The sequence below is a fragment of the Streptomyces sp. NPDC102467 genome (genome assembly GCF_044765445.1).
GTDB lineage: Bacteria > Actinomycetota > Actinomycetes > Streptomycetales > Streptomycetaceae > Streptomyces.
Genome location: NZ_JBIWKA010000006.1, coordinates 338,924 through 346,943 on the forward strand (window position 1 = coordinate 338,924; position 8,020 = coordinate 346,943).

At 71.8% G+C, this 8,020-nt stretch carries 6 protein-coding genes; 1 reads left to right on the forward strand and 5 read right to left on the reverse strand.

The genetic code is table 11. The features are described 5' to 3' along the window. Positions 1 to 156 precede the first annotated feature (156 nt). Positions 157 to 936, reverse strand: coding sequence for an exodeoxyribonuclease III (locus ACIREE_RS14660; protein ID WP_404150969.1), 780 nt, complete (start codon positions 934 to 936; stop codon positions 157 to 159). Between the two features lie 103 nt (positions 937 to 1,039). On the opposite strand from ACIREE_RS14660, the gene ACIREE_RS14665 reads away from it, so the two are divergent. Then, positions 1,040 to 1,615 carry an isochorismatase family protein gene (locus ACIREE_RS14665; protein WP_404150971.1) on the forward strand — a complete coding sequence of 192 codons (576 nt, stop codon included), beginning with the start codon at positions 1,040 to 1,042 and terminating at the stop codon, positions 1,613 to 1,615. Positions 1,616 to 1,622: 7 nt separating this feature from the next. On the opposite strand, the gene ACIREE_RS14670 is transcribed toward ACIREE_RS14665, so the two are convergent. The 4 genes from ACIREE_RS14670 to ACIREE_RS14685 all read right to left on the reverse strand — a co-directional run. Continuing rightward, complete coding sequence (locus ACIREE_RS14670) at positions 1,623 to 2,267, reverse strand: MBL fold metallo-hydrolase (protein WP_404150973.1); 645 nt, start codon at positions 2,265 to 2,267, stop codon at positions 1,623 to 1,625. Positions 2,268 to 2,339: 72 nt separating this feature from the next. Beyond that, on the reverse strand, positions 2,340 to 3,650 hold the full coding sequence (gene pcaC / locus ACIREE_RS14675) for a 4-carboxymuconolactone decarboxylase (RefSeq protein ID WP_404150975.1): 1,311 nt from the start codon (positions 3,648 to 3,650) through the stop codon (positions 2,340 to 2,342). A 103-nt stretch (positions 3,651 to 3,753) separates the two neighbouring features. Beyond that, a complete protein-coding gene (locus tag ACIREE_RS14680) occupies positions 3,754 to 4,974 on the reverse strand; it encodes a sulfite oxidase (RefSeq protein WP_404151230.1) in 1,221 nt (406 codons plus the stop codon). 193 nt (positions 4,975 to 5,167) lie between these two features. Then, a partial coding sequence (locus ACIREE_RS14685; RefSeq protein ID WP_404150977.1) for a hypothetical protein occupies positions 5,168 to 8,020 on the reverse strand: 2,853 nt, incomplete at its 5' end.

Here is an 8,020-nt window from a genome sequence, read left to right on the forward strand (position 1 = left end):
GGGGCGCGTTACGCGCGCCCGATGAAATGGCGCACGCAGTGCGCATTTCAGGGGCGCGGGGAACTGCGCGAGAAGTCCCCACCGGGCCGCAGACACAATGCAACCCCTGGGGGCGCGGGGAACTGCGCGACCCGCCCCCGCCGGCAGGCAGTCGCGCTACACGTCCAGGTCCACCACGACGGGGGCGTGATCCGACGCCCCCTTGCCCTTGCGCTCCTCGCGGTCGACGTACGCGTCCTTGACCGCTCCGGCGAACGCGGTGTTCCCGTAGACCAGGTCGATGCGCATACCGCGGTTCTTCGGGAAGCCGAGCTGGCGGTAGTCCCAGTACGTGAACGGGTGGTCGTACTTGAGGGGGCGCGGGACGACGTCCGTCAGTCCCGTCTCGCGGAGGGCGGCGAGGGCGGCCCGCTCCCCCGGGGTGACGTGGGTGGCGCCCTCGAAGAGGCTGATGTCCCAGACGTCGTCGTCGGCCGGTGCCACGTTGTAGTCGCCCAGGACCGCGAACGGGCGGGAGCCGGCCGCGTCGCCCGCGACGGCCGCCTTCAGGGCCTCGAACCACTGGAGCTTGTACGCGTAGTGCGGGTGGTCCACCTCGCGGCCGTTCGGCACATAGACCGACCAGACGCGGACCGGGCCGCAGGTCGCCGAGACGGCGCGGGGCTCCTCCGTGCCGTCGTAGCCCGGGTCGCCGGGCAGGCCCCTGACGACATCCTCCAGGCCTACGCGGGAGAGCACCGCCACCCCGTTCCACCTGCCGTTCGCGTTCACCGCCGACTCGTAGCCCAGCTCCCGCAGCTCGTCCGTGGGGAACTGCTCCGCCGAGCACTTGGTCTCCTGGATGCACAGCACGTCCGTGCCACTGCTCTCCAGCCAGGCAAGGAGGCGCGGGAGTCGCGCGGTGATCGAGTTCACGTTCCAGGTAGCGATGCGCATGTCTTCCAACCTACCGGGCGGGTACGACATCGGGCCCCCACGGCACCCGTAGATAGACAGGCAACCTTGCAAGTTTTCCTGTCAGACAGGTAACCTGTTCACCATGAGCATCAACACCCCCCTCGACGAGCGCCCCGCCCTCGTCCTCATCGACCTCCAGAACGGCATCCTCGGCCTCCCCACGGTGCACCCCTCCGCCGAGGTGCTGAAGAACGGCGCCCGGCTCGCCGACGCCTTCCGCGCCAAGGGCCTGCCCGTCGTGCGCGTCCGCGTGACCTGGTCGCCCGACGGCGGCGACCTGCCGGTGAACCGCGCCGAGGAGCCGGGCCTGACCCAGGCGCCGCCGGCCGAGTTCGCCGAGTTCCCGGCGGAGCTCGGCCCGCTGGGCGACGACATCGTGATCACCAAGCGGCACTGGGGCGCGTTCACCGGGACCGAGCTGGACCTGCAGCTGCGCCGCCGCGGTGTCACGCAGATCGTGCTCGGCGGCATCTCGACGTCGATCGGCGTCGAGTCGACCGCGCGCTCGGCGTTCGAGCTCAGCTACCACCAGGTGATCGTCTCGGACGCGACGACCGACACGGACGCCGCGTCCCACGAGCACGCCTTCGGCAAGATCTTCCCGCGGATCGCGGAGCTCGGCACGACGGACGAGGTGCTCGAACTCCTCGACCGCTAGCGGCCGTTCACACCTGCGCCGAGGCCCCCGGGGTCAGCCGCAGGTGCTCCGCGCCGCCGAGCCCGCCGATCTGCCGGTCGTAGATCGGGCGGGCCAGGTCCGTCAGGAGCGCGTCGTGAATGTCGTAGGCGCGGCGCGGCTTGACCTCGCGTACGTAGTCGATCACTTCGGAGATCTTGTTCCAGGGCGCCATGACCGGCAGCATCAGCGTCTCGACCGGGTGGTCGGGGACCGTGAGGGCGTCGCCGGGGTGGAAGAGCGTGCCGTCGTCGGCCCCCTTCACGAGATAGCCGACATTCGTGATGCGCGGGATGTCCGGGTGGATGACGGCGTGCAGTTCGCCGTGGACCTGGATGTCGAACCCGGCCGCGGTGAACGTGTCACCGTGGCCGACGGTGTGGACGCGGCCCGGGAACGCCGCAGCGAGCTGCTCCGCGACCGACTTCAGGGTCCAGATCTGTGCGCCGGGATTGTTCGCCATCCCGGCGCGCAGCCGTTCCTCGTCGAAATGGTCGGGGTGCTCGTGCGTCACCAGGAACGCGTCGGCGCCGAGCACGGCGTCCTCTTCGGAGAACCCGCCCGGGTCGATGACGAGCGTCTGCCCGTCCTTCTCCAGGCGGACGCAGGAGTGGGACTTCTTCGTGAGCTTCATGGGTCCCATCCTGCTCCGGTGCGGCACGGTCCGGGCAGTCGGAGACCGGTGCTCCGGCTACCCGGCTGAAGATCACTCCTGCGGGGTCGTCTCCGCGCGGATGACCTGCTGGGCCACCTTGAAGGCGGAATTGGCCGCGGGGACGCCGCAGTAGATCGCTGTCTGGAGCAGGATCTCCTTGATCTCGTCGGCCGTGAGGCCGTTGCGCAGGGCCGCACGGGTGTGGAAGGCCAGCTCGTCGAGGTGACCGCCCGCGACCATGGCCGTCAGCGTCACGCCCGAGCGCATCCGGCGGTCGAGGCCGGGCCGGTTCCAGATCTCGCCCCAGGCGTAGCGCGTGATGAATTCCTGGAAGTCGCCGGAGAAGTCGTCGGCCGTGGCCAGGGCCTGGTCCACGTGCGCGTCGCCCAGCACCTCACGGCGCACCTTCAGGCCCGCGTCGTGCGGGTCGGGGCGCACAGCCGCCTCGGGCTGCAGCGCGGCCGCGGCGATCTCGGCGACGGGAGCCACCGGCGGGGGCGGCGGGGCGAGGACCGGCTTGACCGGCGCGGCCGGAATGGCGTGCTGGCCGGTCTCGTACGCGGGCAGCCAGGCCGAGGAGAAGTGGCGTACGAGGAGGTCGGTGACGGCCGCGGGCTGCTCGACCGGGGCCAGGTGCGAGGCACCGGGGACCACCGCGAGGCGGGCATCCGGTATGCCGGCGACGAGGGTGCGGGCCTGCGCGGGGCCGGTGACCTGGTCCTCCGAGCCGACCAGGACGAGAGTCGGGACGCCGATGGCGCCCAGTTCCGTACGGATGTCGAACGCGGCCAGCGCCTCGCAGGCCGCTATGTAACAACCCGGGTCCGTCGTACGGACCATCTGGACGGCCCAGTCCGTGATCGCCGGCTGCGCGGCGGCGAAGCCCGAGGTGAACCAGCGCTCGGGCGAGGTGCGCGCGATGGGGTCGAGGCCGTTGCTGCGCACGATGACGCCGCGCTGGCGGAACTCGTCGGCCGTGCCGAAGCGCGGCGAGGCCGCGATCAGGGCTAGGGACGCGACGCGCTGCGGGTGGCGCAGGGCCAGCTCGGCGCCGATCGCGCCGCCCAGGGAGCAGCCCGCGTACCCGAAGCGCTGCACGCCCACTTCGTCGAGCGTGGCGAGCAGCCGGTCCGCGAGCTCCGCGACGGAACCGACCGGGTGGGCGGGGGCGCCGCCGTGCCCGGGAAGGTCGAAGCGGAACACCCGCCACTGCCGGACCAGCTCGGGTATCTGCCGGTCCCACATGTGCCAGGTGGTACCGAGGGACGGTCCCAGGATGAGGACCGGGGCGTCCTCCGGCCCGTCAAAGCGGTATTGCAAGGGTGCGATCGTCGTCTGGCTCACCCGCTCACGCTCCCACATCCCACCATTTCTCACGGACGCGGGTCACGACGATCGCCAAACCTCCCCAAGCCTCCGTCGCCGGGCGCACATTTCCTGGCCCGGTTCGGGGTACAGGGCGACGTCAGACGACGGTGACCGCGTGGCGTACCACCGCGTCGAACAGGTAGCCCTGCGTGTTGTGGACCGTCGTCCGCGGCTGTGTGCGGCCCGTCGAGTCGGTGGCCCGCGCCAGGAGCTCCGTCGGGCCCTTGGTCGTCGGGTACCAGCGTGTGGACCAGCGGACCCAGTCCGCGCGGCGCGGGGTGTCGTGCAGCTGGGCGCGGTGCCAGGTGCCGCCTCCGTCCGTGCTGATGTCGACACGGGCGACGGTGCCCGCACCCGACCAGGAGCGGCCCGTCAGGCGGTGGCCGGTGTGCGCGGCAAGGCGTGCGTTCCAGGGGAGCTCGAAGGCGGACTTCAGGGTCTGCCGGGTGAGCGGGGTGCTGCCCCCGGGCGGATAGGCGTCGCCGAAGAGGCGGTAGAAGTCTGTGTTCCAGGGCGAGAAGAGCGGCTGCCGGGACACCTCTATGTCACCCACCCACTTGATCGACGCGATGCCGATCCAGGACGGCACGACACAGCGGACCGGGGCGCCGTGGTCCGGCGGGAGCGGCTCGCCGTTCATCTCGTAGGCGAGGATCACGTCGTCGAGCGCCTTCGATACGGGCAGTGGGCGGCGCACATGGCCCAGGTTCGTGCCGTCCGCCGTGACGTAGTCCGGGTCGAGGCCGCGCGGCAGGATGTCGACCGCGTCGCGCCGGATGCCCGCCAGGCGCAGGACGTCGGCGAGCCGGGCGCCGCGCCAGCGGGCCGAGCCGATCGCGCCCAGGGTCCACGCGGTGCCCTCGGCGCTCCGGCCCTGCTGGCCGGCGTAGAAACTGCGGCCGTTGCCCGCGCACTCGACGAACGAGGAACGGGTCACGGTGGGCAGGCGCTTGAGGTCGGCGAGCGTGAATGTCCGGCTCTTGCCCGCAAGTCCATCGCCCCAGACATGCAACTGCCATGCCTGTGGGTCCAGTTCGGGCGTCGCCGTGTGGTTGCGTACGAAGAAATGGGAGACCGGGGTGGAGTGGCCGGTGGCCGCCAGGGACGCGAAGTTCGTCTCCGCGTTCGTGCCGCGCACCGTGAACAGCTCCTCGGGGAGCGGCTTGACGATGCCGGGCGCGGCCGGGGTCACGGCGAGTGCGGCGCCCGGGAGCGCCGCCGGCAGCCCTGTCGCCAGGCCCGCGGCCGCGAGCAGTTTCAGCAGGTCGCGACGGGCCACTCCGTCGGCGCGGGCCCGGCCCACCAGCCACTGGCGCAGCCGACGCCGGTCGTAGGCGGCCTCGTCGACAACTGTGTCGGATGCGTCGTGGGGTGCGTCGTGGGGTGCGTCGTGCCGTGCGTCGGTCGGTGCGTCGGTCGGTGTCGTCACGCGGTGAGTGTAGGAAGCGCGTGACGACATGACCCAGAACAACTCCCCTACTGCAACGTGCTGTTCACGTGCGCCTGCCGGCCTACTGGATGCTGTCGCCGCGGTTGTTGAGGGCCACGTACGTGCCGATGCGGCTGAAGTCGCCGATCACGCCGAATCTGCCCTTGTCCGAAGGCAGGTGGGACAGGAGGAGCCGGAACGCTTGGGCGGTCGCGGCGGCCTCCGCGGCTGCGGCGGGGTCGCCTGCTGCGGCTGCAGCTTCAGCGGCGGCCTCGGCACTGGTGGCGGCCCTCAAGTGGTCGCCGAGCTGCACCTTGTAGGCGTTGTAGACCTTCGCCGTGTTGTTGGGCTCCTTCGCGGCGTTCAACCGGTGGTCGTTGGTGATGGCGATCGAGGCGAGGTCCATGAGGAAGCTGTCGAACAGGTCGGTGACGTCCTTGAGTTCGCTGCTGCCCTCCCCGCTCTGCACGCCCTCGACCAGTGTCCTGGCCATCCCCACCACGATGTCGCGGTAGATCCGGTGGCGGGTGGTGCTGGCGAAGGCGGCCATGATGTGGTCGGCGTCGCCGGCGCCCTCGGTGCTCATGGTGCGCGCCGCCCCGTCGCTCAGCCCCGGCACCGGCAGCGGGAAGTCCCGGAACATCTCCTCCTCGTCGGAGACGCCGGTCCGGCGGGCGGCCAGGGGGTGCAGTCCGATCTCGTGGGCGAGCATGCCCAGAATGTGGCCGACGCCGTACTTCTCGAAGTAGTAGCTGGCCAGGCTGATCTCGACACCGCTCGTACCGTGGTCGATCACGTCGGCGGGGGTCTCCGTCGTGCGCACGTACAGGGTGATGCGGCAGGGACGGCGGTCGAGATAGTCCCTGATGGTGGTGTTCTCCTGCAGAACCTCCAAGAGGCGGACGGCCTTGTCGCGGTACGTCGCGTTCGTGTGCTTCAGGTTGGTGAACTCGTAGTTCCCCGACGTGAAAGGGGTGAGGACGGGTTCGGCGGTGGCGGGCGTCGCGGCGGCCGGGTCCGACGGCGCACGGGGCGGAACTCCCGTCGTCGCGATCGTGTCGCTGTCGCCGGTGGTGCGGGGCAAGGAGACCGGGTCCACCCAGACGGACTCGCGGAGGTCCGGTGGGGCGCTGGTGCGGGCCTCGTCCCAACTCCCCTCTGCGTCAAGCTCGTTGGGCTCGTTGGGCTCGTTGGGCTGATGCGATGGTGGGACCACGTCGCCGATGAGGGCGCCGAGCAGGGCCAGGTGGCGGCCGCGCAGGCCCGCCGCGGCGAGGGAGGGGTCATCGGGGGCCTCGTGCACGGCGCCGAGGAGGCTTCCGGGCACGTGTGGCCGGTGCGGGGCGTCGGTGTCCCGGTACTCGTCCCGCAGGCCGAGCTGGTGGCTCAGCTCGTGTGCCAACTCGACCGGGGTGGCATCCGCCCACCAGGTCGTCTGGTCCATCGTCCGGTCCCGGCCCGCCAGATCCACCGTCAGGTGCGGGGCGCCGTCGGGGGCGACCAGCTCGACGGTGACGTGCAGCCGTTCGCCGCTGGGCAGACGGTGGGCGGGGCCGTTCAGGAGCTCGGCCACGCCCGCCGTGAGCCGGTCGAACACCTGCGGGGCCCGGTCCTGCGTGTCGCGGATCGCCACCCGGACGGTGAGGTCGGCGACCGGCTCCCCGCCGAACGTGAAGCGCCGTGCGTCGAAGGCGGAGCGGACGACGAATCGGGGGCGCGTGTCCTGCCGGCCCCGCGTGTCCGGGGCGGGGGCCGGGTTCACGTTCGGATCCGAGTCCGGGGTTGAGGTCAAGTCCGGGGTTGAGGTCGAGTCCGGGGTTGAGGTCGAGTCCGGGTGCGGGGCCGGGTGCGTCGTCGCGCTCGTGCCCGTGTTCTTCGCGGCTCCTGACAGCGTGCTCAGTCCGTGCGCCTCCTCTTCGGGCGCCGGGGTACGCAAGAGCAGCGGTACGAAGTCGCCGCCGCGGCGGCGCAGGAGGATACGGGTGCTGTCGCTGGACGGGCCGGGGTTGGTGACAGCGGTGCCGTTCTCCTCGATCAGGATGACCGTGGTGCCGGTCGCGGCGGCCGCCCATTTGGCCATCACCCGGTCGGCCGTGGGGCCCCACGGGGCGTCGGCGAGATGGCGGAGCAGGTTGCTCTCGAGGGCCTCCTCGCTAAGCGGCGGCGGGGGCGTGAAGAGCGTGCTCCGCTCCGCCGGGGTGCCGGGCAGGCTGTTCTCGCGCAACAGTTGGGCGGGGGGCGCCACGGCACGCGTCCGCAGGTGGTCGACCTCGGGGCGTCCCGTTCCGGGCCGCTCGGCCGCGTGCAGCAGGGCTGCGGAGAGCGCGCCGAAGAAGCCGTTGCCCCGGCCGGAGGGGGCGCCCTGGGTGTATGTGGCACCGTCGGGCGCGGTGAGGACTCCGTCGCGGTCGAGCCGGTAACGCCGGCGGCCGCTGTCGGCGGGCGGCAGCCAGGGCGCGGTGGTGTGGCTGGGGCGCGCGGGCGGTTTCGCGGGCGCGGTGCTCTTCGTGTCCGGGGTCTTCGTGTCCGGGGTCTTCGTGCCCGGGGTCTTCGTGCCCGGGGTCTTCGTGCCCGGGGTCTTCGTGCCCGGGGTCTTCGTGCCCGGGGTCTTCGTGCCCGGGCCCTTCGCGGGCGCAGACCCCTTCGACTCCGGAGCCTTCCCGTCCGGGCCCTTCGCGGGCGCAGACCCCTTCGACTCCGGAGCCTTCCCGTCCGGGCCCTTCGCGGGCGCAGACCCCTTCGACTCCGGAGCCTTCACGTCCGGGCCCTTCGCGGGCGCAGACCCCTTCGTCTCCGGAGCCTTCACGTCCGCGCTCTTCGCGGGCGCAGACCCCTTCGTCTCCGGAGCCTTCACGTCCGGGCCCTTCGCGGGCGCAGACCCCTTCGTCTCCGGAGCCTTCACGTCCGCGCTCTTCGCGGGCGCAGACCCCTTCGG